The organism is Sphingopyxis sp. QXT-31, from assembly GCF_001984035.1.
In the GTDB taxonomy this organism is placed as follows: domain Bacteria; phylum Pseudomonadota; class Alphaproteobacteria; order Sphingomonadales; family Sphingomonadaceae; genus Sphingopyxis.
The window spans coordinates 2,385,851-2,410,178 of record NZ_CP019449.1; the positions used below are offsets into that span (position 1 = coordinate 2,385,851).

Annotated in this window: 30 protein-coding genes; 23 read left to right on the top strand and 7 right to left on the bottom strand. The window is 67.6% G+C overall.

Features of this window, described 5'->3' with window-relative positions:
* The first annotated feature begins 132 nt into the window (after window positions 1–132).
* The 6 genes from BWQ93_RS11390 (at window position 133) to galU (ending at window position 4,985) form a co-directional block, all read left to right on the top strand.
* On the top strand, window positions 133–1,053 hold the full coding sequence (locus BWQ93_RS11390; protein ID WP_077030652.1) for a M48 family metalloprotease: 921 nt from the start codon (window positions 133–135) through the stop codon (window positions 1,051–1,053).
* 56 nt (window positions 1,054–1,109) lie between these two features.
* Window positions 1,110–1,643, top strand: a complete 534-nt coding sequence (gene msrA, locus BWQ93_RS11395) for a peptide-methionine (S)-S-oxide reductase MsrA (RefSeq protein ID WP_058809069.1) — start codon at window positions 1,110–1,112, stop codon at window positions 1,641–1,643.
* Window positions 1,644–1,828: 185 nt separating this feature from the next.
* Window positions 1,829–2,374, top strand: coding sequence for a YfiR family protein (locus tag BWQ93_RS11400; protein ID WP_077032349.1), 546 nt, complete (start codon window positions 1,829–1,831; stop codon window positions 2,372–2,374).
* Entirely contained in the window at window positions 2,371–3,576 is a 1,206-nt protein-coding gene (locus tag BWQ93_RS11405; RefSeq protein WP_077030653.1) for a diguanylate cyclase domain-containing protein, read from the top strand. The genes BWQ93_RS11400 and BWQ93_RS11405 overlap by 4 nt, the downstream gene beginning before the upstream one ends.
* A 14-nt stretch (window positions 3,577–3,590) precedes the next feature.
* Window positions 3,591–4,079: an OmpA family protein gene (locus BWQ93_RS11410; protein ID WP_077030654.1), complete on the top strand. Its 489-nt coding sequence runs from the start codon at window positions 3,591–3,593 to the stop codon at window positions 4,077–4,079.
* Between the two features lie 42 nt (window positions 4,080–4,121).
* A complete protein-coding gene (gene galU, locus BWQ93_RS11415; RefSeq protein WP_077030655.1) occupies window positions 4,122–4,985 on the top strand; it encodes a UTP--glucose-1-phosphate uridylyltransferase GalU in 864 nt (287 codons plus the stop codon).
* Between the two features lie 36 nt (window positions 4,986–5,021).
* On the opposite strand, the gene aqpZ is transcribed toward galU, so the two are convergent.
* Together aqpZ and BWQ93_RS11425 are read right to left on the bottom strand one after the other, a co-directional pair.
* A complete protein-coding gene (aqpZ, locus tag BWQ93_RS11420; RefSeq protein WP_077032350.1) occupies window positions 5,022–5,753 on the bottom strand; it encodes an aquaporin Z in 732 nt (243 codons plus the stop codon).
* A 97-nt stretch (window positions 5,754–5,850) separates the two neighbouring features.
* Window positions 5,851–7,137 (bottom strand): methyl-accepting chemotaxis protein, encoded by a 1,287-nt coding sequence (locus BWQ93_RS11425; RefSeq protein WP_083720830.1) that lies wholly within the window; start codon window positions 7,135–7,137, stop codon window positions 5,851–5,853.
* A 180-nt stretch (window positions 7,138–7,317) separates the two neighbouring features.
* On the opposite strand from BWQ93_RS11425, the gene BWQ93_RS11430 reads away from it, so the two are divergent.
* The gene (locus BWQ93_RS11430; RefSeq protein ID WP_077030656.1) at window positions 7,318–7,623 is read left to right on the top strand and encodes a hypothetical protein; all 306 of its coding nucleotides are present in this window, start codon (window positions 7,318–7,320) and stop codon (window positions 7,621–7,623) included.
* Between the two features lie 143 nt (window positions 7,624–7,766).
* Here the strand turns inward: BWQ93_RS11430 and BWQ93_RS11435 are convergent, their stop codons facing one another.
* A complete protein-coding gene (locus BWQ93_RS11435; protein ID WP_077030657.1) occupies window positions 7,767–8,435 on the bottom strand; it encodes a S24 family peptidase in 669 nt (222 codons plus the stop codon).
* 126 nt (window positions 8,436–8,561) lie between these two features.
* Here BWQ93_RS11435 and BWQ93_RS11440 point away from each other — a divergent pair, with 126 nt between their 5' ends.
* The gene (locus BWQ93_RS11440) at window positions 8,562–8,816 is read left to right on the top strand and encodes a hypothetical protein (protein ID WP_077030658.1); all 255 of its coding nucleotides are present in this window, start codon (window positions 8,562–8,564) and stop codon (window positions 8,814–8,816) included.
* The gene (locus BWQ93_RS11445; protein WP_232314596.1) at window positions 8,813–9,136 is read left to right on the top strand and encodes a hypothetical protein; all 324 of its coding nucleotides are present in this window, start codon (window positions 8,813–8,815) and stop codon (window positions 9,134–9,136) included. Before BWQ93_RS11440 ends, BWQ93_RS11445 begins: the two co-directional genes overlap by 4 nt.
* Here the strand turns inward: BWQ93_RS11445 and BWQ93_RS11450 are convergent.
* Together BWQ93_RS11450 and BWQ93_RS11455 are read right to left on the bottom strand one after the other, a co-directional pair.
* Complete coding sequence (locus tag BWQ93_RS11450) at window positions 9,133–9,978, bottom strand: hypothetical protein (protein WP_077030659.1); 846 nt, start codon at window positions 9,976–9,978, stop codon at window positions 9,133–9,135. The genes BWQ93_RS11445 and BWQ93_RS11450 overlap by 4 nt on opposite strands.
* A gap of 19 nt (window positions 9,979–9,997) precedes the next feature.
* The gene (locus tag BWQ93_RS11455) at window positions 9,998–11,221 is read right to left on the bottom strand and encodes a TIGR04063 family PEP-CTERM/XrtA system glycosyltransferase (protein ID WP_077030660.1); all 1,224 of its coding nucleotides are present in this window, start codon (window positions 11,219–11,221) and stop codon (window positions 9,998–10,000) included.
* A gap of 66 nt (window positions 11,222–11,287) precedes the next feature.
* Here BWQ93_RS11455 and BWQ93_RS21125 point away from each other — a divergent pair, with 66 nt between their 5' ends.
* The 9 genes from BWQ93_RS21125 (at window position 11,288) to BWQ93_RS11495 (ending at window position 18,274) form a co-directional block, all read left to right on the top strand.
* On the top strand, window positions 11,288–11,446 hold the full coding sequence (locus tag BWQ93_RS21125; protein WP_198040369.1) for a hypothetical protein: 159 nt from the start codon (window positions 11,288–11,290) through the stop codon (window positions 11,444–11,446).
* Window positions 11,439–12,827 carry a putative O-glycosylation ligase, exosortase A system-associated gene (locus BWQ93_RS11460; protein WP_077030661.1) on the top strand — a complete coding sequence of 463 codons (1,389 nt, stop codon included), beginning with the start codon at window positions 11,439–11,441 and terminating at the stop codon, window positions 12,825–12,827. The genes BWQ93_RS21125 and BWQ93_RS11460 overlap by 8 nt, the downstream gene beginning before the upstream one ends.
* Window positions 12,828–12,901: 74 nt before the next feature.
* Window positions 12,902–13,912 carry a DNA topoisomerase IB gene (locus BWQ93_RS11465; RefSeq protein ID WP_077030662.1) on the top strand — a complete coding sequence of 337 codons (1,011 nt, stop codon included), beginning with the start codon at window positions 12,902–12,904 and terminating at the stop codon, window positions 13,910–13,912.
* A 33-nt stretch (window positions 13,913–13,945) separates the two neighbouring features.
* The gene (locus BWQ93_RS11470) at window positions 13,946–15,127 is read left to right on the top strand and encodes a mechanosensitive ion channel family protein (RefSeq protein WP_077030663.1); all 1,182 of its coding nucleotides are present in this window, start codon (window positions 13,946–13,948) and stop codon (window positions 15,125–15,127) included.
* 96 nt (window positions 15,128–15,223) lie between these two features.
* Window positions 15,224–15,682, top strand: a complete 459-nt coding sequence (locus BWQ93_RS11475) for a MaoC family dehydratase (protein ID WP_077030664.1) — start codon at window positions 15,224–15,226, stop codon at window positions 15,680–15,682.
* Between the two features lie 56 nt (window positions 15,683–15,738).
* Window positions 15,739–16,920, top strand: coding sequence for an acetyl-CoA C-acyltransferase (locus BWQ93_RS11480; RefSeq protein WP_077030665.1), 1,182 nt, complete (start codon window positions 15,739–15,741; stop codon window positions 16,918–16,920).
* Between the two features lies 1 nt (window position 16,921).
* The gene (locus BWQ93_RS11485) at window positions 16,922–17,506 is read left to right on the top strand and encodes a carboxymuconolactone decarboxylase family protein (RefSeq protein ID WP_077030666.1); all 585 of its coding nucleotides are present in this window, start codon (window positions 16,922–16,924) and stop codon (window positions 17,504–17,506) included.
* Window positions 17,507–17,522: 16 nt separating this feature from the next.
* Window positions 17,523–17,813, top strand: a complete 291-nt coding sequence (locus tag BWQ93_RS11490) for a putative quinol monooxygenase (RefSeq protein ID WP_077030667.1) — start codon at window positions 17,523–17,525, stop codon at window positions 17,811–17,813.
* A gap of 5 nt (window positions 17,814–17,818) precedes the next feature.
* A complete protein-coding gene (locus BWQ93_RS11495; protein WP_077030668.1) occupies window positions 17,819–18,274 on the top strand; it encodes a DUF3617 domain-containing protein in 456 nt (151 codons plus the stop codon).
* Between the two features lie 6 nt (window positions 18,275–18,280).
* Here BWQ93_RS11495 and soxR read toward each other — a convergent pair whose 3' ends face one another.
* A complete protein-coding gene (gene soxR, locus BWQ93_RS11500; RefSeq protein ID WP_077030669.1) occupies window positions 18,281–18,748 on the bottom strand; it encodes a redox-sensitive transcriptional activator SoxR in 468 nt (155 codons plus the stop codon).
* Between the two features lie 87 nt (window positions 18,749–18,835).
* Here soxR and BWQ93_RS11505 point away from each other — a divergent pair, with 87 nt between their 5' ends.
* Complete coding sequence (locus BWQ93_RS11505) at window positions 18,836–19,231, top strand: VOC family protein (RefSeq protein WP_077030670.1); 396 nt, start codon at window positions 18,836–18,838, stop codon at window positions 19,229–19,231.
* Between the two features lie 65 nt (window positions 19,232–19,296).
* Window positions 19,297–19,761, top strand: coding sequence for a pyridoxamine 5'-phosphate oxidase family protein (locus tag BWQ93_RS11510; RefSeq protein ID WP_077030671.1), 465 nt, complete (start codon window positions 19,297–19,299; stop codon window positions 19,759–19,761).
* Between the two features lie 204 nt (window positions 19,762–19,965).
* Here BWQ93_RS11510 and BWQ93_RS11515 read toward each other — a convergent pair whose 3' ends face one another.
* Complete coding sequence (locus tag BWQ93_RS11515; RefSeq protein ID WP_077030672.1) at window positions 19,966–21,186, bottom strand: polyhydroxyalkanoate depolymerase; 1,221 nt, start codon at window positions 21,184–21,186, stop codon at window positions 19,966–19,968.
* Window positions 21,187–21,462: 276 nt separating this feature from the next.
* Between BWQ93_RS11515 and BWQ93_RS11520 the strand changes: the two genes are divergently transcribed.
* From BWQ93_RS11520 to BWQ93_RS11530, 3 genes are all read left to right on the top strand, one after another.
* A complete protein-coding gene (locus tag BWQ93_RS11520; RefSeq protein ID WP_077030673.1) occupies window positions 21,463–21,720 on the top strand; it encodes a YjhX family toxin in 258 nt (85 codons plus the stop codon).
* Between the two features lie 92 nt (window positions 21,721–21,812).
* Entirely contained in the window at window positions 21,813–23,615 is a 1,803-nt protein-coding gene (locus tag BWQ93_RS11525) for an ABC transporter transmembrane domain-containing protein (RefSeq protein ID WP_077030674.1), read from the top strand.
* 34 nt (window positions 23,616–23,649) lie between these two features.
* Entirely contained in the window at window positions 23,650–24,186 is a 537-nt protein-coding gene (locus tag BWQ93_RS11530; RefSeq protein ID WP_077030675.1) for a DUF1993 domain-containing protein, read from the top strand.
* Window positions 24,187–24,328: the final 142 nt, after the last annotated feature.

Genomic DNA, 24,328 nt, shown 5'->3' on the forward strand with positions numbered 1-24,328 from the left:
CCCCTCCACCACGCCCTTCGGGCGCGGTTCCCCTCCCCGCAGGGCGGGGAGGATTACGATGACCGCTACCGCCCGAGGCCCGCCGCGACCGCCGATTTGCAAACCACGCAATCCGCCTCGATAAGAGACGCCATGCGCCCCCGGCTCCCCCTGCTCCTGTTAGCCGCCGCCGTGCTCGCCCCGGCCAGCGCCGCTGCAGCCGATCCCGCCGAAATCGCGCATCAGGAAGCGCGCCTCGCCGCCATCGGCTGGCGGCTGACCAGCGGCGGCGCGCGCTGGTGCCCGGAACTCGCGCCGCAGCCCGGCTGGATCCTCGGCGACGCGCGGCGGTTCGACACGCGCGAGCGCGCGGCGGTGCAGCTTGCTTATGGCGCAAGTGGCGACGGCCCGTTCGTTGCGGCGGTCGCGTCGGGTTCGCCCGCCGATCGCGCGGCGCTGGCCCGCGGCACCGCGATCGCCGCCATCGACGGCCAGCCCGTCCCGACGCTTGGCGACGGACCAACCATGCGGATCGACGCGGTGCAGGTGATGCTCGCCGCGCGCGAACCCGCCGCCGCCCTGACCGTTACCGACGATGGCGGTCGGCGATACCAAATCGGCGCATCCCCCGGCTGTGCGAGCGGCTTCCGGGTCGAACGCAGCGGGAAACAGGCGGCCGCCAATGGCAAGCTGGTGCGCGTGACCCTCCGCCTCGCGGCATCGGTCGCGGCCGACGACGAACTCGCCGCGGTCGCCGCGCACGAGCTGGCGCACAATATCCTGCGACACCCCCAACAGCTCGCCGCGAGCCGATCCGTCGACCGCGTTCGCGCGACCGAGATCGAGGCCGACCGGCTATCGGTCTGGCTGCTCGCCGATGCGGGCTACGACCCGCGCGCTGCGATCCGTTTCTGGCAGCGGCACAAGAAGCCGTTGATCCGCGCCGCCACGCACCCGCCGCGCCGCGAGCGGATCGCCGCGATCGAGGCCGAAATCGCTGCGATGACAAGCGCGCGCGCGGCCGACCCCGCCGCACGCCCGCCGCTCGTCGCGGCGCTCGCACCCTTGGAATAGGCGCGCGGCTTCCTATTTTGAGCGCAATCCCCCCTTCCCCCAGCAAGGACCGATCCATGACCCAGGAAACCGCCATTTTTGCCGGAGGCTGCTTCTGGTGCACCGAAGCGGTGTTCCAGTCGCTCGCCGGCGTCGACACGGTCGAAAGCGGCTATATCGGCGGCAGCGTCGCCAACCCCACCTACAAGCAGGTGTGCGGCGGGGACACCGGGCATGCCGAGGCGATCCGGATTACGTTCGACCCTGCGGTCATTTCCTATGACGACCTGCTCGACGTCCATTTCGCGACGCACGATCCGACGACGCTCAACCGCCAGGGCAACGACATCGGCACCCAATACCGCAGCGCGCTCTTCCCGCTCGACGCCGCGCAGGGCGATGCCGCCCGCGCGGGCATCGAACGCGCGCAGGCCGACCAGTCGGCGCCGATCGTCACCACGATCGAGCCGCCCGCGACCTGGTATCCCGCCGAGGATTATCACCAGTCCTATTGGGAGGGCGAAGGCCAGCGCAATCCCTATTGCATGGCGGTGATCCCGCCCAAGCTCGCCAAGCTGCGAAAGGGATTCGCCGAGCGGCTGCGCGGATAGGGCCGGTCGCGGACTAATATAGATCAGGATTTGAGCAATATCCTTACCCAAATCGGGTGCTTGGCGTAGCGCTATTGCGAAATGGCGGCGTGACGTCACTTCTCGTTGACTTGCCCGCGGTTTAGGCTAGCGGACGCCGCCAACTTGGGGCAGCGTGCCCAAGTGCGGTGGGGGTCGCGAACGGGGTGCTGGCATCATTGGTCCTGATCGGCGCGCTGTTGTCGTCGCCGCAGATGTCGGTGCAGGCGGCCAGTCAGACGATCGTCGACGATGGCGTCGATGGGCTAACCCGCGCGGTCGATCGCATGCTCGGCGGCATCGTCAGCTACGTTCGCTGGCCCGGTGCCGAGCAGCGCAGCCGCACCCTCTGCCTGGTTGGTGCACCGCGGCTGACCGACCGCATCGCCCCCGGCGTGCCCGGCAACGGCCCTGCGATTGCGGTGCGGCGGATGACCGCGGCGGCGGTGACCGGCGGCAGCGACTGCGACATCCTCTTCCTCGGCCGCATGCCCGCCGACGACCGCCAGCGCCTGATCGGCTGGGTGCGCGGGCGCGCGGTGCTGACGATCAGCGACGACGATCCGGCGTGCCTCCATGGCGCGATGTTCTGCCTGGCGCGCAAGGCCGAGGGCTTGAGCTTCTCGGTCAATCTCGACGCGATCGGGCGTGGACCGCTGCGCGTCGATCCGCGCGTGCTGAAAATCGGCCAGAGCGACGGAGGCGCGGCATGAGCGCCAGGACGCCCCCGCGCACGACGTTGCAGAAGCTGCTGTCGCGCTTCCATTTCGGCATTACCCTCTTCGCCGTCGCGCTGTCGGGCCTCACGATCCTGCTCGCGGGCGTCACCGCGATGCGGGGCTATGCCGACCGCAATATCGAGCTCGCGGCACAGCTCGGCGCCTATGGCGTCGAACCCGCGCTGGTGTTCAACGACGCGTCGGCGGCGCGCGAGGGGCTTGCGCCGCTGATGCGCATTCCGGGCATCGCCAAGCTGCGCGTCCTCGACGACCGCGGCCAGCCGCTCACCGAATGGGCCTCGCCGAACCCCGATCCCGCGCCGCTGCTGACCCGCGCCTTCTTCCCCAAGCCCTATGCGGTCACCATCCGCCGCAACGGGTCGGCGATCGGTACGATCCAGGTCTGGGGCGATAGCTCGACCTTGATCGACTATGTGCGGATCGGGCTGCTCGCCGGGCTGGCCTGCCTGATCGTCACCGCGCTCGGCGCGATCGTCATGGCGCGGCGCTTCGAATATGAGCTGGTCAAGCCATTGAACGCCATCGCCACCGTGGCGCACGACGTCCGCCTGCACCGCCGCTTCGAAAAACGCGTCCAGCCGCTCGGCATCGCCGAACTCGACCGGCTGGGCGGCGACATCAACGCTTTGCTCGACGAACTCCAGGGCTGGCAGGGATCGATGGAAAGCGAAAGGGCGATGCTCGCGCACCGCGCCTCGCACGATGCGCTGACCGCGCTGCCCAACCGCGCGGCCTTCGACGAACAGCTGGCGCTGCGCCTCGCCGCGGCGCGGCAGCGCGGCGGACGTTTCGTCCTGCTCTTCATCGACGCCGACAATTTCAAGGAAGCCAATGACGCGTTTGGGCATGCCGCGGGCGACGCCGTGCTCGTCGCGCTGTCGAGCCGGATTCGCGAGACGCTGCGCAGCGGCGATTTTGCGGCGCGTATCGGCGGCGACGAGTTCGTCGTGCTCGTCGACCCGCTCGACCCTGCGGTCGAACCGCAGGCGATCGCCGACCGGCTGCGCGCGAGCATCGCCCAGCCTCTCGCGCTGCCGGGCGGCGAACTTTATCGCCCCACGGCCAGCATCGGCTTCGCGGTCTTCCCTTTCCAGGCCGACGGGGCCGCCGAGCTGCTCACCGCCGCCGACGCCGCGATGTACGCCGACAAATTGTCCAACCGGACGCGTAGCTGACGAAAGCCGAAGCGATGACCGCCACATTCAAGACCTTCTTCACCCTCGCCGCCGCCGCGCTGCTCACGGCGTGCCAGAGCCTCCCGGCGCCCAAGGGGTTCAGCCCCGAACAGGTCGCGATGCTCCAATCGCAAGGGTTTGTCGAAACAGAAGGCGGCTGGCAGCTGACGCTCTCGGAACGCCTACTGTTCGCGACCGACGACGCCAATCTGAAGCCCGAACAGATCGACGCGATTTCCGCGGTCGCGCGCGGCCTCGCCAGCGTCGGCATTGTCTCGGCGCGCGTCGAGGGGCACACCGATTCGACGGGCACCAGCGCCTATAACCGCAAGCTGTCGCAGGCGCGCGCCGATGTCGTCGCGGGTGCGATGCGCAGCAACGGCATGGCGCTGGCCCCCGACCAGGTGATCGGTCGCGGCGAGACGCTGCCGCTGTCGAGTAACGCCACGCCCGAGGGGCGGCAGGACAACCGCCGCGTCGTCGTGATCGTCGCGCCGCAATAGCGCGGCTTTTCTTGGCTCTCGTTCGCCGCTAAGCCCGCGCGCATGAAACCCATCCGCAAAGCCGTCTTCCCCGTCGCTGGCCTCGGCACCCGCTTCCTCCCCGCGACCAAGGCGATCCCCAAGGAGATGCTGCCGGTCGTCGACCGCCCGTTGATCCAGTACGCGGTCGACGAGGCGCGCGAGGCAGGGATCGAACAGATGATCTTCGTCACCGGGCGCGGCAAGAGCGCCATCGAGGACCATTTCGACATCGCTTTCGAGCTCGAAAAGACGATGTCCGAGCGCGGCAAGGATTTGTCGGTGCTCGAACCGACGCGCCTCGGCCCCGGCAATTGCGCCTATGTCCGCCAGCAGGAGCCGCTCGGCCTCGGCCACGCGATCTGGTGCGCGCGCGACATCGTCGGCGACGAGCCCTTTGCGATCTTCCTGCCCGACGAGTTCATGCACGGCAGCCCCGGCTGCATGAAGCAGATGGTCGACGCGTACCACAAGGTCGGCGGCAACCTGATCTCGGTGCTCGAAGTGCCGCACGAACAGGTGTCATCCTATGGCGTGATCACCCCCGGCGCGCAGGACGGCGCGCTCACCGAAGTGCGCGGCCTCGTCGAAAAGCCGAAGGTCGAGGACGCACCCTCGAACCTGATCGTGTCGGGGCGCTACATCCTCCAGCCCGAGGTCATGCGCGTGCTCCAGCGGCAGGAAAAGGGCGCGGGCGGCGAAATCCAGCTCACCGACGCGATGGCGGAGATGATCGGCAGCCAAGCGTTCCACGCGGTCACCTTCGACGGCGCGCGCTACGACTGCGGCTCGAAGGCGGGCTATATCCAGGCCAACCTCGCGGTCGCGCTCGAACGCCCCGACATGGCGGACGAGGTCCGCGCCTTCGCGCTCGACCTGCTCAAATAGGAACCGGCGGGCGCCGAAGCCCCCGCCGGCCCCGCGTCAATTGCCCTCGATATTGGGCTTGGGAAAAGCGTCGGCGCCGACCGTGCGATAGAGCCAGCCGCCCACGAGCCCGCCGACCAGCGGCGCGAGCCAGAACAGCCACAATTGCTGCAGCGCGAGCCCGCCGACGACGAGCGCCGGCCCAGTGCTGCGCGCGGGGTTGACCGAGGTGTTGGTCACCGGGATCGAGATGAGGTGGATCAGCGTGAGCGCGAGCCCGATCGCGAGCGGCGCGAAACCCGCGGGCGCGCGGCCGTCGGTCGAGCCCATGATGATCCACAGGAAGAAGGCGGTGAGCAGGATCTCGATGATCAGCGCCGAGGTGAGGTCGTAGCCGCCCGGCGAGCCGCCGCCCGCGCCATAGCCGTTCGCCGCGAGCCCGTTGGTCGCGAGGTCGAAGGCGGTGCTGCCCGCCGCGACATGCCACAGCAGGAAGGCCGCGACGATCGCGCCGAGCACCTGCGCGACGACATAGAGCGGGATGTCGCGCGCGTCGAAGCGCCCGCCGGCCCACAGCCCCACGGTCACCGCCGGATTGAGGTGGCAGCCCGAAATATGGCCGATCGCATAGGCCATGGTGACCACCGTGAGCCCAAAGGCGAGCGACACGCCGAGCAGCCCGATCCCGACCTCGGGAAACGCCGCCGCGAGCACGGCGCTGCCGCAGCCGCCGAACACGAGCCAGAAAGTGCCGATGAACTCGGCGAGCCCCTTTTGCATATTCGTCATATGACCCTCCTCCCCGCCGGCGGCCATCGCGCCGCTGGCGCGGGGCGAGACTATCAGAGTCGCGCGGAGCGGCAAGCCCATGGGACCCGAGCACGAATCACGCCGCGGCGACCGCCTCGACGAAGTGCCGCGCGCGCTGGTTCATCGATTGCGCGGCGCGCGTCAGCCCCGCGGAAAGCCGGCCGAGCGACTGCGCGTCCTCACCGACCGCGCTCGCCCCCCGGCCGATGTGCTGGACGCGCGTGTCGATCTCGCGCCCCGCGGCGACCGCCTGCTCGACATAGGTCGCGATCAGCAGCGTCGTCGCGCTCTGCCCGTCGACCGCCTGGTCGACCGCGTCGGAAAAGCCGTTGTTGGCGACGATCGCCCTCTCCACCTCGTCGAACCCCTCGTTGACCTGCCCCACGATGTCCCGGATGCGGTCGATATGCTGCGCGATGTCGCCCGCGGCGGCGCGCGTCTGCTTCGCCAGCGCCTTGACCTCGGTCGCGACCACCGCGAAGCCGCGCCCGGCGTCGCCCGCATGCGCCGCCTCGATCCCGGCGTTCAGCGCGAGCATGTTGGTGCGGCTCGCCATGTCGATGATCAGCGCCAGCATCTGCTCGATCGACTGGCTGGCGGTCTTGAGCGCCGCGGCGCGTTCGCTCGCGGCTTTGACCTTGCGGTGGGCGTCGCTGCGCACCGCGCGCGCTTGGGTGCCGTCGTCGACGATCCGCCGCATCGCCGCCGCCAGCGCATGGCCGCGATCGCCGAGTTCGCCGAGCCCGGCCAGCGTCTGCGCCGTCGCGCCCGCGACCGACACCGCGTCGCGGCCGGTGTGCTGCGCGCGCTCGGCGAGGTCGCCGGCGACGCGCTCGACCTGCCGCGCGGTATCCGACAGCGCCGCGGTCAGCCCCGCGATATCCTCGTGGAACCGGTCGCCCGCCTCGTCGACCCGCGCCGCGCGGGCGCTGCGCTCCTGCGCCAGCTCGACCTCGCGCAGCATCGCGAGCTTGGCGAGCTGACCGCTGTCGAGCGTTTCGACGAAGCGCCCCTCGCGGACGAGCACCAGCCCTTCGGCGCCCGCCGCGCGCGACACGATCGCCAGCAGCGCCGCGGTCGTCTCGCCGATATCGGCGATCAGGCACGGCTCGACCATGCTCGCAATCGAGCCGCCGATCGTCGGATTCTGCATCAGCGAGAACCAATAGGGGCAGAAGAGCAATTCGCGAACCTTCTGCTCGCGGACGATCCCGACCGGCCGCCGATCGGCGTCGAGCACCGCCAGGATGCGCAGATGCGGCTGGTGGCGGAACAGGTCGATCATCTCCGACAGATGAGCATCGGTGCGGACCGCGGCCGAATGTCCGGCGGTGGGGGCAAGGGCGAGATCGGCGGTGGTCATGGCTCTCTTCGGCTTGGTGGGGCGGGCCAGCACGACCTAGAGCGCGATGGTAAATAGCAATTTAACCATTTGTTTCAGTGATATGACATGGTGGCCGATGCACGGCGCAGGTTACCGCAACCTCCTGTTCAGCCGCGCCGCGATATGCGAAGAAAACCGCCCGGGTCGAAAGGAAAAACCATGCGCGCGATACTCCTCGTTTTGCTGGCGGTGCCGCTGCTTGGCGGCTGCGTGAGCGCGGTGAAGACCGTCGTTACTGCGCCCGTGAAGGCGGTGGGCAAGGTCGCCGACTGGTCGACGACCAGCCAGGACGAAGCCGACCGCAACCGCGGTCGCCAGCTGCGCGAACGCGAGGAAAAGCTCGGCAAGCTGTCGCGCCAGCGCGACAAGGCGGCCGAGAAATGCCAGGGCGGCAACGAGGAACAGTGCCAGCGGGCCGAAGTGCTCGAGCATGAAATCGAAGCGGAGATGGCGGTGCCTTACTAGAGATCCTTCCCATCGCGAAGCGTTGGGGAGGGGGACCGCCGCCGCAGGCGGTGGTGGAGGGGTTTAGACGGTAGTGATATTACCCCTCCGTCAGCGCTCCGCGCTGCCACCTCCCCATGGCTGCGCCAAGGGGAGGATCTGATTCACCGCACCCGCCGCCCGGTCCACACGACGCGGCCCACCAGCTGCACCGCATTCATCGGCAGATCGTCCCAGCTGCGGTATTGCGCATTGTCGCTGATCACCGAGATCCGCCCCGGCCCCGGCGCGCGTGCGACGCGCTTCACCATCAGCGCGTCGTCCATGCGCAGCACATAGATGCCGTCGCGCAGCCGCGTCGCGGCATCGCCGCCGTCGACCAATATATCGTCGCCGTCGTTCAGCGTCGGCGCCATCGAATCGCCTTCGACGCGGATGATGCTGAGCGCGCGCGCGTCGGCACCGAGCTCGCGCAGCCATTTGGGATCGAAGGCGACCGCGCCCTCGACCGGCTCGCCGTCGATCGTCCGCCCCGCGCCCGCCGAGGCGCCGATCGCGAGCTTGGGCACCAACACCATCGCCGATCCGCCCGGCCGCGCCGGCGCGGCGACGCGCTGCACCGGCCCGCCCAGCATCGCCTCGGGCACCCCCAGATAGGCGGCGATGCGCGCGCGATCCTCTTCGGCCAGGCGCCGTGGCGAGCCGCGCTTGATATATTGCTGGATATAGGCGGGGTTGCGCCCGATGCGCGCGGACAGCTGCGCGTAATCGACCCCCCGCTCGGTGAGCAGCCGGTCGAGCGCGGCGCGCGGATCATCACCAAAATCTGCCACGGGTCGATCCTTCCTATTTCATATCTAGCAATAGGATTTGTCCTAGACAAGTAGGAAAATGATCCTCAAATAGGAAATATCCTATCGGGCGAGTCGCCCGGCAGCCGGAGCGATCAGGGAGGATTTATGAAACAGACGCTGTTGCAACGGATCGAGGCCTTTCTCGTCGAATCGGCGATCCCGCAGAGCGTCTTCGGGCGCGAGGCGGTGCGCGACCCGCGGCTCGTCGCCGACCTGCGCGAGGGGCGCATCGCCGGGCTTCGTATCATCTGTCGTGTGGAACATTTCATGAACAAATGGCGTGCCGATTATCGTGCAGGCCGCGTCGGGCCGCGCGGCGACCGGCGCAAGCATAGCGTCCGCGCGGGAGAGCAGGCATGATGCGCTGGTCCCCCGCCGCCCCGCCGCGCCCCGGTTGTCCGCACGGGCGCCTGCGCCGCCTGCTCGCGCGCGAACTGCCGCACGGCGTGCTGCTGGAACCGTCGACGCTGCGTCCCTGGGCCAGCGCCAACTTCGTGGGCGCGCGCCACCTATATCCCTGTGCTGTCGCGGACGACGATGCCGCGGCGCTGCGCCCGCTGCTGCAGGCGCGGCTCGAGACGATCGAATGGCGATTGCCGGGGCATATCGTGGCCGACCTCGTCGTCGAGGCGGCGGCCGAGGGCGGGCTCCGGATCGAAGTGCTGACGGTCGAGGATTAACCCACCGCGCGGTGCGTCATGCGCTGCAGCGTGCTCAGCGCCGCTTCGAGCGCGAAGTCGATCGCGGGCTCGCTGTCCTCGTTCGCGGGAACCGCGGTCGGCAGCATCGCGGTCGCGGGGGCCGCGGCAGCCGCGCGGCGGCGCTGCGCGAGCCCCGCCTCGAACCGCGCGACCATCGCGCCGAGGCTGTTGTCGGCCGGATCGGGCATGGCCGGCCCCGACAGTTCGGCAGGCTGGAGCCACGGCGCTTCGGCGCTGCCTTCCTCATAATCGACCGGCGCCAGGTCTGCGAGCACCAGCTCGTCGGCTTCCTCTTCAGCTACCGCCATGTCCATTTCAGCCAGGTCGAGTTCGTCGCCGACGTCGACCGTCGCCGGCGCCACCAGCGGGCCCAGCCCGCCTTCAGGCAGGTCGCGGCCCGCGCGGATCGGCGGGCGCGGCGCATCGTCGGGATGCGCATCGGCGCGGCGGCGCGGCAGCGCGGCTTCGGTATCGGCCTGCTTCTTGGCGCGCGCGGCGACGCGGCGGTTCATCGCGCCATTGCCCTTCACGACGGGCTTGGCGAGCACGAGCGCGATCAGCCCGGCAAGCAGCGCGGCGATCGCCGTCATGCCGACCGCCAGCGCGAGCCGCCCGCCATTGCCGACCGGCGGCACGAACAGGTCCGACAGGCGGTCGAGATAGAGGTTCCAGCTGATCGCGGCGACCCAGGCGAGCGGCATCACCGCGGCGAAGAGGAAGGTCAGCGCCGCAGCGCCGATCACGGCCGGCATTGCAGGACGCAGCCCGCGCCACAGCGCCGCAGCGACATTCCGTACCGATTTTTCGCGTGTCTCGTCCATATCGTCCAAACCTGTCGCGTCAGGCGGCGAGCGACCCTGGGTCGCTGCCGAGCAGCCGCTGGTAAACCGGTTCGTAACGTAAAATGTTTGACGACCAGTTACGATGTTTTTCGACGAAAATACGTGCAGTGCGGCGACGTTCGCTCCACATTTCGCGTTCCGCCAGCAATTTCGCGAGCGCAGCCGCCGTCGCCGCGGGGTCGTCGGGCGTAAACAAAGTGCCGGTGACCCCGTCCTCGATCAGCTCGCGGTGGCCGCCGACATCCGACGCCGCGACCAGCTTGCCCTGCGCCATCGCCTCGAGCGGCTTCAAGGGCGTGACCAGATCGGTGAGCCGCATCTTCTTGCGCGGATAGGCGAGGATATCGATCAGCGAATAATAACGCTCGACCTGGCTATGCGGCACGCGGCCGACGAAATGGATGCGGTCCGCGACCGGCGAGGCCACGGCCTGTGCCTTGAGCGCCGCCTCCATCGGCCCACCGCCGACGAGCAGCAACTGGGCCATAGGCTGCGCCGCAACGAGCGCGGGCATCGCGGCGATCAGGTCGTCGATGCCCTCATAATCATAATAGCTGCCGATGAAGCCGATCACCGCATCGTCCGTACCCAACCCCAGCTCGGCCGCGAGCGCGGCGTCGCGCGGCGGCGGATCGCCGAACAGCTCGAGGTCGACGCCGTTGGGCGACACGACGATCTTGGCGGGATCGACCCCGCGCGCGATCAGGTCGCCGCGCAGCCCTTCGCAGATCACCGCAACGGCGTCGGCCGACTTGACCGCATGGGTTTCCAGCTGGCGCGTCAGGAAGTATTTGGCGCTCCCCTCGCGCCCCGTGCCGTTGCCGACCGCGGCATCTTCCCAGAAGGCACGGATCTCGTACAGCACCGGAATGCCCAGCCTTTTGCCGACGCGCAGCGCCGCCATCGCGTCGAGCACCGGCGAATGCGCGTGCAGCAGGTCGGGCTGCCAGTCCTTCACCAGCGCCTCGATCCGCGCCGCGAGCGCGCCGATCTCGCGCCACTCGCGGATCGGTGAGCGCGCGGGGGCGATGGGTGGGGTGCGGTAGAAGGTCAGCCCGTCGACGGTCTCGCCGTCGGGCCCTGCTTCGGGGTGGCGCACCCCGGTGACGCCCGCGACCTGCCAGCCCTTCACGACCTGCGCCTTCATCAGCGCGCGGGTGCGGAAGGTATAACCGCTGTGCGCGGGCAGGCTGTGGTCGAGGACGTGGAGAATGCGGGTCATGACCTGTGTTCATATGGCACACAAGCCTTAACGCGCCGTCAACCCCGATGGCGTAAGCCCCGACCAATGGTCGACAATTTCTCCATCGGGCTGACGCACGTGCTGCTGGCGATCGCCCTGTGGCGCCTCTTGTACCGCGACGACCTCGACCGCGAGGTCAGCCCGCGCATGCTATGGCAGCGGCGCCAGGAGGAAGCGGCCAAAAAGGAACGGGGCGATGCGTGACATCGCCTTCGTCGCCTTTCTCTTCGCCTTCATCGGGGTCGGCTTTCGCAAGCCGTTCCTGTTTGTGCTCTGCTTCTGCTACATCGACATCGTCGCGCCGCAGCGGCTCTCCTACTTCCTGATCAACTCGATCCCGATCTCGCTGATCGTCTTCGGACTGGCGATCGTCGGCTGGCTCGCGGTCGACGACAAGCGCGATACGCGGTGGTCGAGCCGACAATTCCTGCTCGTCGCGCTCTTGCTCTATTGCTGGATGACGACGGTCAACGCCGATTTCCCGGTCGAGGCGGCGGACAAATGGAGCTGGGTATGGAAAGCGCTCGTCTGGGCGATCTTCCTGCCGCTGACCTTGCGCACCAAGCTCCGCATCGAGGCGCTGATCGTCACGATGCTGCTCTCGGCCGCGGCGATCGCGATCGCGGGCGGGATCAAGACCGCGGCGGGCGGCGGCGGCTATGGCACGCTCCAGCTGCTGCTCAACGAAAATTACGGTCTCTACGAAGGCTCGATCATGTCGGCGGTGGGCATCTCGATCATCCCGCTGATCCTCTGGTACCGCAACCACGGGACGATCTTCCCGCCCGACTGGCGCGTGACGATCTTCTGCTTCGCGCTCGTCTTCGCCTGCGCCTTGCTGCCGATCGGCACGCAGGCGCGCACCGGACTCGTCTGCCTCGCGGTGCTTGCGGTGCTGTCGCTGCGCGCGGTCAAGCACCGCTTCCTCTATATGGCGGGCGCCGGGCTGCTCGCGATCGCGTCGATCCCCTTCCTGCCGCAAAGCTTTACCGAGCGCATGGAGACGATCCGCGACCATAAGGCCGACCAGTCGGCGTCGACGCGCGTCGCGGTGTGGGCGTGGACCTGGGAATATGCGAAGGACAATCCCTTCGGCGGCGGGTTCGAGGCCTATATCCAGAACCATGTTCGCGTCGAAAAGGCCGCGAGCGCCTATGACCCCAACAAGCCGCAGGAGGCCGTCCCCTCGGTCTATGAGGAAAAGTCGCGAGCCTATCATTCGAGCTATTTCGAGATGCTCGGCGAACAGGGCTATCCGGGGCTCGCGCTCTGGCTACTGCTCCACCTCACCGGCCTCATCCAGATGGAGCGGCTGCGGCGGCGCTATCTCAAGACGCGGCGCGCCGAGGAGCAATGGATCGCCCCGCTCGCGACCGCGCTCCAGCACGGGCACATCACCTATCTCATCGGCTCGCTCTTCGTCGGCATCGCCTTCCAGCCGTTCATCTACATGATGCTCGCGCTGCAGATGGGGCTTTCCACTTACGTCCGTCGCCGCGAGCGCGAGGCCGGCTGGCGTCCGCTGACCGCCCGCCCGGCGCAGGTCCCGGCGCGGCATCCGGCGATAGCGGGCACTCCGTCCTGAGTTGATCGTCAACCCGGCGAAGGCCCGGAAGAAGGACGCGGGAACCATCCCGCGTCCCGAAACTTTATCCCCTCATGGCCGCAGACCGCCTCATCCATGTCGACGACAGTCTGCCGGGCATAGGCCGCGAACGGCTCGCCGACGGCTGGCGTTACCGCGACGCCAAGGGCCGGATCATCCGCGACGCCGCCGAAATCCGCCGCCTCAACGCCATCGCCCTGCCCCCGGCGTACGAAGACGCCTGGTATTGCCCGGCGCCCAACGGCCATATCCTCGCGACCGGTTACGACGCGCGCGGGCGCAAACAATATCGCTATCACCCCGACTTTCGCCTTGCGCAGGAGGCCGATAAATATGACCGCTGCGCCGCCTTCGGCCATGCTCTGCCCTTGCTCCGCGCGCGGCTCGAGGAGGATCTCAGCCGCCGCACGCTCTGCCAGGAACGCGTCGTCGGCGCGGTCGTGCGTCTGCTCGATCTTGCGGCGCTGCGCGTCGGCAACGAGCAATATGCCGCGGCCAACAACAGCTTCGGCGCGACCACCTTGCGCCGCCGCCACGCCAAGCTGACGGGCAAGTCGCTCCGCCTCAACTATCGCGCCAAGGGCGGACATCAGCGTGAGGTCGTGATCAGCGACCGCAGCCTGACCACCCTCGTGCGACGCCTGCAGGACCTGCCCGGCCAGCATCTCTTTCAATATGAAGACGAGGGCGCGATTTGCGCCGTCGCGTCGGACGAAGTAAACGGCTATATCCGCGACGCGATGGGCGACGCCTTCAGCGCCAAGCATTTCCGCACCTGGTCCGCGAGTGTCGAGGCCTTCGCCTTTCTCTACGACGCACCCGAGCCGCCGACACTCAAGCAATTGCTCCAGCATGTCGCCGACCATCTCGGCAACACCCCTGCGATCGCACGCAAGGCCTATGTCCACCCCGCGATGATCGCCGCGGCACAGGCGCGCGGCGACTTTGCCGCCGCGGTCGGCCAGCTGCCGCGCGCGACGCGCTATCTTTCGCGTGTCGAACGCGGATTCCTCGCCTATCTGGAGCAGACTCCCGACGCGGCCGAGCTGCTCCGCTCTGCCTGACCGACCAAAAGGACCGACGTGACCTTCGCCCCGATGACCGCTGCCACCAAGGCGGCCCCCGCAACGCCAACCACCGCGACCAACCCGCTCGACGACCTGCATTACTGGTGGGACGCCGGCCTCGCGTGGGTCAACAGCCACTGGCTGCAGATTGCCATCGCGGTCGGCGCGGGGCTGATCATCTATTTCCTGCTGTCGATGCTTCGCGGCGTCGCGCTGCGACATGCGCAATCGGCCGAGGGCGAGTTCACGATCAGCCACATCGCCGGTCGCGTCCTCCACAAGACCAAATCCTTCGTGATCGCGATCGTCGCGATCCGCCTCGTCGCGGGCTACGCCAATCCACCCGCGCTGATCCTCCAGATCATCCAGTTTATCTTCACCATCGCGGTGGTGATGCAGGTCGCGATCTGGGCGCGCGAGATCGTGCTCGGGCTGATCCAGCGCCGCGCCGCCGAGGGCAACAACGAGACGCTGTCGAACGCGATGGGCATCATCCGCCTGCTGATCAGCGTCGCCTTGTTCGCGATCGCGGCGATCGTCATCCTCGACAATATGGGGGTCAACGTCACCGGCCTGATCGCGGGCCTCGGCATCGGCGGCATCGCGATCGGCCTCGCCGCGCAGGGCATCTTCTCCGACCTCTTCGCTTCGCTGTCGATCATCTTCGACCGCCCGTTCCGCGTCGGCCAGACGATCAAATATGACACCAGCACCGCGACGGTCGAACGCATCGGCTTGAAAAGCACGCGCCTGCGCTCGGTCAACGGCGAGCAGCTGATCATCTCGAACACCAATTTGCTGGCGAAGGAGATCACCAACTTCGCGCATCTCCAGCGCCGCCGCGTCACCTTCACGCTCGGCGTCGTCTATCAGACCAGCCCTGAAAAGCTGCGCGCGCTGCCCGACCTGATTAAGGACGAAGTCGAGGCCGCGGGGCACGAGTTCGTGCGGTCGAGCTTCGTCATGTTCAACGCGTCGAGCCTCGATTTCGAACTGCTGTTCGACGTGTTCAGCGACGATTACGAGGTCGTCACCGCGGCACGCACCGATGTTGCGATCCGTGTCTTCGACGCCATGACCAAGGCGGGCTACGACTTCGCCTATCCGACCCAGACCAGCTTCACCGCCGCCCCCGACGGGACGATGGTGCTGCCCTATCCCGAGTCCCCCAAGCCCAAGGCGCGCGCGCCGCGCGGCGGTTCGGCTTCCTGACGCTACGGCAGGCAGGCGGGACCGCTAGCCTCTTGTGCAACCCCGCCGCACGGGCCTAGAACGCGCGCCTCAAGAGGTTTTGGCAGGGGACGATCGATGGGTTCAATCACGCCGCAGGAGCTGCAGGCCAAGGTCGGCGAGACGATCGGCACCTCCGAATGGGTGCTCGTCGATCAGGAGATGATCGACAAATTCGCCGATGCGACGGGCGATCACCAGTTCATCCATATCGACGAGGAAAAGGCCAAGCTCACCCCCTTCGGCGGCACCATCGCGCACGGCTTCCTCACCCTGTCGCTGATCCCGATGCTGGGCGCGAAAACCGACTCGCCCAAGATCGACGGCATCAAGATGGGCGTGAATTATGGCGGCAACAAAGTCCGCTTCCTCGCCCCCGTCCGCTCGGGCAAGCGCGTGCGCAGCCATATCAAATTGCTCGAACTCGACGAAAAGCGCCCCGGCCAGTGGCAGCAGACCAACGAAATCACCGTCGAGATCGAGGGCGAGGAAAAGCCCGCGCTGATCGCCGAATGGATTACGCAGTTTTTCATCTGATAACCGGCAGACCTCCCCCGAAAAGATAACCGGAACCTAGCAGAAGGACCCTCATCATGCGTGACGCCGTCATCGTTTCCACCGCCCGCACCCCGCTGACCAAGGCGGCGCGCGGATCGTTCAACAACACTCTGGCCCCGACGCTGGGCGCCTATTCGGTCAAGGCTGCGATCGAACGCGCCGGCCTCGAAGGCGGTGAGATCGACGATGTCGTGTTCGGCGCCGCGATGCAGCAGGGCTCGCAGACGATGAACGTCGCGCGCCTCATCGCGCTGCGTTCGGGGCTGCCCGTCACGGTTCCCGGCATGTCGATCGACCGCCAGTGCTCGTCGGGCCTGATGACGATCGCGACCGCCGCGAAGCAGATCATCGTCGATCGCCAGGACATCGCGGTCGCCGGCGGCCTCGAGAGCATCTCGAAGGTCAGCGGCAGCGGCAGGGCGTTCATCGAGGTCGATCCCGAGCTGATCGCGATGCACAAGGACACCTATATGCCGATGATCGGCACCGCCGAGGTCGTCGCGAAACGCTACAATATCAGCCGCGAAGCGCAGGACGAATATTCGCTCCAGTCGCAGCAGCGCACCGCCGCCGCGCAGGCTGCCGGCAAATATGACGACGAGATCGTCGCGTGCAAGGCGACCATGGGCGTGATGGACAAGGAGACCAAGGAAGTCAGCTTCCACGAAGTCGTCGCCGACAAGGACGAGTGCAACCGCCCCGACACCACGCTCGAAGGGCTCGCCAGCCTGAAGCCGGTGATGGGCGAGGGTCACACGATCACCGCGGGCAACGCCAGCCAGCTCGCCGACGGTTCGTCGGCCTGCGTCGTGATGGAGGCCAAGGTCGCCGAGAAGCGCGGCCTCCAGCCGCTCGGCCGTTATGTCGGCATGGCGGTCGCGGGCACCGAACCCGACGAAATGGGCATCGGCCCGGTCTTCGCGATCCCCAAGCTGCTCGAACGCTTCGAGCTCAAGATGGACGACATCGGCCTGTGGGAACTCAACGAAGCCTTTGCCGTGCAGGTCCTCTATTGCCGCGACAAGCTCGGCATCCCCAACGAGCTGCTCAACGTCAACGGCGGCTCGATCTCGATCGGCCACCCCTTCGGCATGACCGGCGCGCGCTGCGTCGGCCACGCGCTGATCGAGGGCAAGCGCCGCGGCGTGAAATATGCCGTCGTCACCATGTGCATCGGTGGCGGCCAGGGTGCAGCAGGTCTGTTCGAGGTCTTCTGATTTGCGTCTGAGCAAACCGCGTATCGAGCCGGTCGATCTCGACCGGCTCGATGCCGACCAGCGCGCGGCGCTCGAACCCTTTTTCGCGACCGATGGTGGCCGCGTCGGCGACGGTCGGATCCTCAACATCTTCCGCACGCTGGCGCACGCGCCCAAGGCGCTGACCGCCTTCCTCGGCTGGGGCAATTATATCCTCTCGCGGCGCAGCGCGCTCAGCCCCCGCAACCGCGAACTCGTCATCCTGCGCACCGGCTGGAACTGCCGTTCGGGTTACGAATGGACCCAGCACAAGCGCATCGGGCTCGATAGCCACCTGTCCGAGGACGACATCGAGCGGATCAAGGCGGGTGCCGACGCCGCCGGCTGGAGCGAACTCGACCGCGCGATGCTGCGCGCGACCGACGAACTGACGTCGGACCATTTCGTCACCGACGCGACTTGGGCCGCGCTCGCGCCGCTCGGCGACAAGGGGCGGATGGACCTGGTGATGACCGTCGGGCAATACACCCAGGTTTCGATGATCTTGAACAGTTTCGGCGTGCAGGTCGAGGACGGCTGGACCGTCGATCCCGACCTCAGGGCCTGATCGAAGGAGAAAAGACATGAGCGGTATCGGCGTCATCGCGACCTTGCGCGTCCAGCCTGGCAAGGAAGCCGAATTCGAGGGTGTGTTTGCCGAACTCGCCCCCGCGGTCCGCGCGAACGAGCCCGGCAACAGCTATTACAAGCTGTTCCGCACCGCCGAGGCGGGCGTCTACAAGGTGCTCGAATGCTATGACGATGAGGCGGCGATCGCGGCGCACCGCGCGTCGGACCATTTCCGCACCCTCGGTGCCAAGCTCGGCCCGTGCCTCGCCGGCGCGCCCGAGATCGAGAGCCTGCCCGCGGTCTGACCCCGGTGCATAGCGCGGCCTTCCTGATCCCGCTCGCCTTCGCGGGCGCCGCGGCGGCGAGTGCGCCGGGTCCGCAGGCGGGCAAGTGGACGCATGTGACCCAGCTGGTCAGCGCCGACATCCCCGGCGTGCCCGAAACATTGATCCGCGCCGCCGACACGCGCGCGCCGCGCACCAGCTGCCTCACCGCGAAGCAGGCCGCCGATACGCCGCAAATCCTGCTCTACGCGCCGGGCGCGACCTGCTCGTCGCGCAGCTATACGCTCGCCGCCGGCAAGATCCGCGGCCAGTCGCTGTGCCGGATCAAGGACCTGCCGACGCCGGTAAAGACCGTCACCACCGGCACCTATAGCGCCAAGGGCTATAGCACCCGCAGCGTCACCACCGGTACCCGGGGCGGCCGCCCGCTGAAGGTCGTCACCGCGAGCAGCGGCAAATGGCTGGGCAGCGCCTGCCGCTGACGTCGGTCAGCGCTCCGCAATCTCGCCCGCGCGGTCGCCCATCAGGTAGCGCGGCCCCGCCCCGCGCTGCGCCGCCTTGTCCTGCGCGTTATAGAGCCCGCACTTCTTGAGGCTCAGGCATCCGCAGCCGATGCACGTGCCGAGCAGGTCCTGCGTCCGCTCGAGCGCCGCGATCTGCGCTGCGATCCGCGCCTGCAGCGCCGTGCTGATCCGTGCCCAGTCGGCGGCATTGGGCGTGCGCTCGGCCGGCAGCCGCACAAGCTCGGCGGCGATCTCCTCGAGGCTCAGCCCCAATTGCTGCGCGATCAGGATGAAGGACACGCGGCGGATGTCGGCGCGCAGGAAGCGCCGCTGCCCGCCGCGCGTGCGCAGCGCGGCGATCAGCCCCTTCGCCTCGTAGAAACGGATCGCCGACACCGCGACCCCGGTGCGCGCCGCGAGTTCGCCTATCGCGATGAGGTCGGTGCGGTGCATTTCACAGTCCTTCGGAAAGCGCTTGATCTAAACCTCAGTTGAGCTTTCATAAGTCGCTGCGTCAACCCGAATCACGAAAGCCAGACCATGACGCACCCCTTCATCGAACATGTGAACCTGACCGTCAGCGACCCCGACCGCACCGCCGGCATATTGTCGGCGATCTTCGGCTGGCACGAGCGCTGGCGCGGCCCTGCGCAGGGCGGCGGGCGCACGATCCACCTCGGCAGCGACGCCGCCTATGTCGCGCTCTACACCGGCCCCGACGACCAGCACGCCGACCTCGCCTATCCGAAGGGCGAGCCGCTCAACCATCTCGGCGTCCAGGTCGAGGATCTCCATACGATCGAGATGCGCGTGAAGGCGGTCGGGCTCACCCCGTTCAACCATGGCGACTACGACCCCGGCCGCCGCTTCTATTTCCTCGACCCCGACGGCATCGAATATGAGGTCGTCAGCTATAATGAGCCGCGCCCGCGCTGAGCGGGGCAACGTCTGGGCGGCTCCGGCGTTGGGCCATCATACCCACGCAAAAGAGGAGCCTCCCCATGAGCAAGGATATCAAGGAAACCTTCTGGAAGTCGCTGGCCGACAGCCCCTATGTCATGATCGGCCTGACCGGTGAACGCGATCACAATATCCCGATGAACGCGCAGCTCGACAAGTATGCGAACAGCGCCTTCTGGTTCTTCACCTCGACCGACAACCGCATCGCCCCCGGCGGCCCGGCGATGGCGCAATTTTCATCGAAGGGGCACGACCTCTTTGCCTGCATCGCGGGCACGCTGCGTACCGAGACCGATCGCACGGTGCTCGACAAGCTGTGGAACAACAGCATCGAGGCCTGGTACGAGGGCGGCAAGAGCGACCCCAAACTCGTCCTGCTGCGCTTCGACCTCGACAATGCCGAAATCTGGACCGCCGACGCGAGCCTCAAGGGCCTTTTCAAGATGGCGACCGGCCTGACGATGAAGGAAGGCGAACTCGGCCAGCACGCCGAGGTTGCGCTCTGAATGCCCTCTCCCCTTGAGGGGAGAGGATAGCGCAGCTTGCTCCGTCAGGAGCTAGCGAAGCTTGGAGAGGGGCCCAACCGTCGAAGGCCGGAAACCCCTCTCAACTCCGGCTAGGCAGCAAGCTGCCGAGCCTGCGTATCTCTCCCCTCATGGGGAGAGCGCGCTTTTTCTTTCTCGCTACCGGCAGGAAACCGGTCAGCTGCCCTACCCGCTGTTGCTGCGGATCCAACCCTCGACCACCGGCGCGATTTCCTCGCGCCACTTGCGGCCGTTGAAGATGCCGTAATGGCCGACCGCCTTGGCCATCAGATATTTCTTCTTCTCGGTCGGCAGGTTTTTCGCCAGCGTCAGCGCCGCCTTGGTCTGACCGATCCCTGAAATATCGTCGCGCTCGCCCTCGATCGCCAGGATCGCGATATCCTCGATCGCATTCAAGTCGACCTTCTGCCCGCGGTGCAGCATCTCGCCCTTGGGCAGCAGATGGCGCTGGAACACCACGTCGACGGTCTGGAGATAGAATTCGGCGGTCATGTCGCACACCGCGCGATATTCGTCGTAGAATTCCTTGGTCTTGTCGGCGCTCTCGCCGTCGCCGTCGACCAGATGCCGGAACATCTCCCAATGGCTCATCATGTGGTTGCCGAGGTTCATCGACATGAAGCCCGCGAGTTGCAGGAAACCCGGATAGACGCGGCGCCCGGCGCCCGGATACCAGGCCGGCACGGTGACGATGACATTTTCCTGGAACCAGGCGTGCGGGCGCGTCATCGCATGTTCGTTGACCGCGGTCGGCGCCTTGCGCGTGTCGATCGGCCCGCCCATCATCGTCAGCGTCTTCGGCCGGCACTTGTGCTTGTTCGCCGCCATCACCGCCGCGGCGGCGAGGCTGGGTACCGACGGCTGGCACACCGCCAGCATATGCGCGCCCGGCCCGATATGTTCGAGCCATGAAATCAGATAATCGACATAATCGTCGAGGTCGAACTTGCCCGCCGACAAGGGCGCGTTGCGCGCGTCGCGCCAGTCGGTGATCCACACGTCGTGCCCGGGCAGCATCCGCTCGACGGTGCCGCGCAGCAAAGTCGCATAGTGACCCGACATCGGCGCGACGATCAACAGTTTGGGCGCGCCCTTCGACGCCTTGTGGGTGAAATGCTTGAGCTGGCCGAAGGGCTTGCGCGCTTCGACCTTCTCGGTCACGCGCACGGTCTCGCCATCGACGACGGTCTCATAGAGCTCGAACCCCGGCTTGCCGCGCGGCGCCGCAGCGTGCGCGAATACCTCAAGCGCCGAAGCGAACATCGGGCTGCCGCCGAAATAGCCGAGCGGGTTGGCGGGATGCTGGATCACCTGCGCTCCCGCGGTCGCGAGCGCGCTGGCCCCCGCGAGCCAGCTCTTCTGCATGTCGAAAGCGTGATACAGCATAAACCAATGTTCCTTGCGTGGCCCCGGCGGCGCTCTGCGGCGCGCTTCTGTCCGGAACAGTCTAGGCGCTCCGTCCCATTGTGCAATGCATCAAAACCGTTGCGACACGCTTCGGATGCGAATAATCTGCCCGCGCGGCGGATCGTTCCGCCGATGGAGGGAATATGCCGGAGATTGCGGGCAACCGCTGACATCCCCGCAAGGTGCGATGTCCTGAACGCCGCCGGACGAGGGTCCGGCGCGCCCGTTGCCATGCCCAATTCCGGACATTTCCGCATGAATATTTCAAAAAACGAACAGCGTGTGCTCCACGCGCTGGCGCAGGGCGGTGCGATTCGCCACCGCCGCGACCACGACGGCCGTATCGTCGAGGCGCTCTGCTTCACCCGCGAGGGCTTCGTCCTTGCCAATATGAACCTGCCGCTCTTCCACCGCCTCCGCCGCCGCGGCTTCATCGGCTCGCTCGGCGGCGCGCCGTATCGCATCACCCAGGCGGGACTGCGCGCGGTAAGAGCCCAGCTCGACAATCGTTAGTCGCCATCATGTGCGCTGGCTTCATAACGCATGAAGCCAGCGCACCACTCTGCGCCGTTGAGCGCCGCCGCCGCCGCTGCTAGGGCCGACACATGGCGACAAGATCAGACCAGACGGCCACCGCTGACCCGCAGGACAAGCGACCCCGCAAGCTCGGCAGCCTCCGGATGATCTGGCGCTACGCCAGCCGCTATCCGCTACAGATCCTGATCGCCGCGGTCGCGCTCGGCGTCGCGGCGCTCGCGACGCTGGCGATCCCCTGGCAGTTCAAGGAGATGATCGACAGCGGCTTTGTCGCCGGTGGCGGTGACGTCGCCCCGCATTTCCGCCTCTTCTACCTGATCGTCATCGCCCTGGCGCTCGCCACCGCGCTGCGTTTCTATTTCGTCAGCTGGCTCGGCGAGCGCACCGTCGCCGACATCCGCCAGGCGGTGCAGCAGAATCTGCTGCGCCTCGCCCCCGGCTTCTTCGAAGAAAACCGCCCCTCCGAAATCGCCTCGCGCATGACCTCGGACACCACGGTGATCGAACAGGTCGTCGGCACCACCGTCTCGGTCGCGCTGCGCAACACGGTGATGGGGATCGGCGGCATCGTCTATCTCTTCTCGCTCTCGCCCGGGCTCACCGGCGGCATATTGCTCGGCATCCCGGTGATCATCCTGCCGATCGTGCTGCTCGGCCGCCGCCTGCAGAATGTCTCGCGCTCGAGCCAGGACCGCGTCGCCGACATCGGCGCGACCACCGCCGAGCAACTGGGCGCGATGAAGATCGTCCAGGCCTTCGGACAGGAGCGCCGCGAGGCCGAGCGCTTCACCCAAGCCGTCGAGAGCAATTTCGCGACCGCCAAGCGCCGCATTCGCCTCCGCGCGATCATGACCGCGATCGTCATCGGGCTGCTCTTCGGCGCGATCACCACCTTGCTCTGGTACGGCGCCGCGGGCGTCGCCGCGGGCACGATCACCGGCGGCACCATCGCCGCCTTCGTGCTCACCGGCGGGCTCGTCGCGGGGGCCTTCGGCGCACTCACCGAAGTCTATGGCGACCTGCTCCGCGCCGCCGGCGCCGCCGAGCGCCTCTCCGAACTGCTCCACGCCGAACCGAGCATCGCGCCGCCCGCCAACGCGCGCCGCTTCCCCGACCCGCCGCACGGCGCGCTCGAGTTTCGGGGTGTAGAGTTCCGCTATCCGACGCGCCCCGACGCCCCTGCGCTCCACGACTTCAGCCTCGCCATTGCCCCGCGCGAGACCGTGGCGATCGTCGGCCCCTCGGGCGCGGGCAAGTCGACCCTGTTCCAGCTCGCCGAGCGTTTCTACGATCCGCAGGGCGGCGCGATCCTGCTCGACGGCGTGCCGCTGGTCGACGCCGACCCCGCCGACATCCGCGCGCGTATCGCGATGGTGCCGCAGGAAACCGTGATCTTCGCCGCCTCGGCGCGCGACAACCTCCGCTACGGCAATTGGGCCGCGACCGACCAGGAACTCTGGGACGCCGCGCGCGCGGCCAATGCCGAGGAATTCCTCAGCAAGCTGCCCGACGGCCTCGACACTTTCATGGGCGAGGGCGGCGCGCGCCTCTCGGGCGGCCAGCGCCAGCGCGTCGCGATCGCGCGCGCGCTGCTCCGCCGCGCGCCGCTGCTGCTGCTCGACGAGGCGACCTCGGCGCTCGACGCCGAATCCGAAAAGCTCGTCCAGGACGCGCTCGACACGCTGATGCACGACCGCACGACGATCGTCATCGCGCACCGCCTCGCGACCGTCCGCGCCGCCGACCGCATTATCGTCATGGACGACGGCCGCATCGTCGAGGAGGGCAAGCACGACGCGCTCGTCGCCGCTGACGGCCTCTACGCGCGTCTCGCGCGGCTGCAATTCCAGGACAATCTCGCCGCCGCCTGACCGCGGTCCGCTCACCCCTTCGAAGGATGCGACGATGCTCTACGACATGACGATACCCGCCTACCGGAACGGCCTTCGCGCCCTCTCGGCGCAGCTCGACAAGGCGCTCGCCTGGGGCGCCGAGAACGGCGTCGGCGAACTGCAGTTCGTCGCCGCACGCCTCGCGCCCGACATGTTCCCGCTCGCCTCGCAGGTCCGCTTTTCGTGCCTGCAGGCGATCCAGGCGCCGACCCGGCTCGGCGCGACCGGCGCCCCCGCCTTTGCCGAGGATGCGACCGACTTCGCCGGCCTGCAGGCGCAGATCGCCGAAACTTTGGCCTGGCTTGACACCGTCGACGCCGCGGCGATCGACGCCGACCCCGGCCGCGCGGTCGGCTTCGACCTGCCCAACGGCATGGCCTTCGACATGACCGCGGCGACCTATGTGCGCGACTGGGCGCAGCCGCAATTCTACTTCCACCTCGTCGCGGCCTACGGCATTCTCCGCCACATGGGCGTCCCGCTCGGCAAGGCCGATTACGTCAGTTACATGATGGCCTATCTACGACCGGGGACGGCACCGGCGGGCTGAAGCAGAACGTAACGAAACGCGGCTTACTGGCGACTGGCGGGTTTTGGGCGATTGCTGCCGCCGGAAGAATGATGCTCTCTCCCCTTGAGGGGAGAGATACGTAGGCTTGCCGGTTTATCGGCTAGCCGGAGTTGAGAGGGGA